The organism is Sphaerochaeta sp. S2 (genome assembly GCF_016406725.1).
GTDB lineage: Bacteria > Spirochaetota > Spirochaetia > Sphaerochaetales > Sphaerochaetaceae > Sphaerochaeta.
The window spans coordinates 1-1,012 of record NZ_JAEKNT010000509.1 but is presented as its reverse complement, the minus strand read 5'-3'; the positions used below and the strand labels follow the sequence as shown (position 1 = coordinate 1,012).

The 1,012-nt window shown below is 45.7% G+C and carries 1 protein-coding gene; it reads left to right on the top strand.

Going from position 1 to position 1,012, the window contains the following annotated elements; translation table 11 throughout:
• On the top strand, positions 1-1,012 hold a 1,012-nt coding region (locus JF818_RS14900; protein ID WP_198892787.1), incomplete at both ends, for an ATP-binding cassette domain-containing protein.

Sequence of the window (1,012 nt, the reverse complement as noted above, 5' to 3'; positions counted from 1 at the left end):
CGGCAGTACTATCGGAACAGGAAGCAGACAGTCTGCTTAAGGCAATGCGGCTATTGAGTGAAAGTGGCATTTCCATCATCTTTATCAGCCACCGTTTACAGGAAATCATTGACGTTTGTAACACAATCATGGTTATGCGTGATGGTCAGATTATCAAGACAGTACCTTCTCAAGGTATTGTAATTGCTGACATCGCTCGTTGGATGGTAGGCCGCGATGTGGGTAGTTCAAAGAGAGAATCGAGAGGATTTGATTACGAAAACACCCCTGTGTTGCTCTCCCTTCAGAACCTCTGGGTGGATATGCCTGGTGAAATTGTTAGGGATGTATCCTTGGATATCCATAAGGGAGAAATCCTAGGGATTGGAGGTATGGCTGGACAAGGGAAACTTGGTATTCCCAACGGAGCCATGGGTCTCTTTCCTGCTGGGGGCAAAGTCATTTTCGAAGGTAAAGAGATTGCACTAAACAATCCCAGGCACTTCCTGGATGCTGGAATGGCTTTTGTAAGTGAAGACCGACGGGGAGTAGGCTTGCTCCTCGACGAGAGCTTGGAATGGAACATCTCCTTTACTGCTATGCAGATTCAGGAGAAGTATTTGAAACAGTATCTAGGAGGCTTACTTAAATGGCGTGACCAAGTTGCTATCGAGGAGGAAACTGAATCCTATGTACAGCAACTTGAAATCCGTTGTACCAGTACCAAGCAAAGAGCGAAAGAACTTTCTGGGGGAAACCAACAGAAAGTCTGTCTTGCAAAAGCCTTCGCAGTAGGCCCAAAACTACTCTTTGTATCTGAACCTACGCGAGGTATCGATATTGGGGCTAAATCTCTGGTTCTGAAAGCTCTCAGAAAATACAATGAGGAAAGTGGAACGACAATTGTGATGATATCTAGTGAATTAGAAGAGTTGAGAGCAATCTGCGATCGGGTTGCCATCATTAGTGATGGGAAGGTCTTCGGTGTCTTGCCAGCTACCACCGATAGTGCGGAATTTGGTCTCTTGATGAT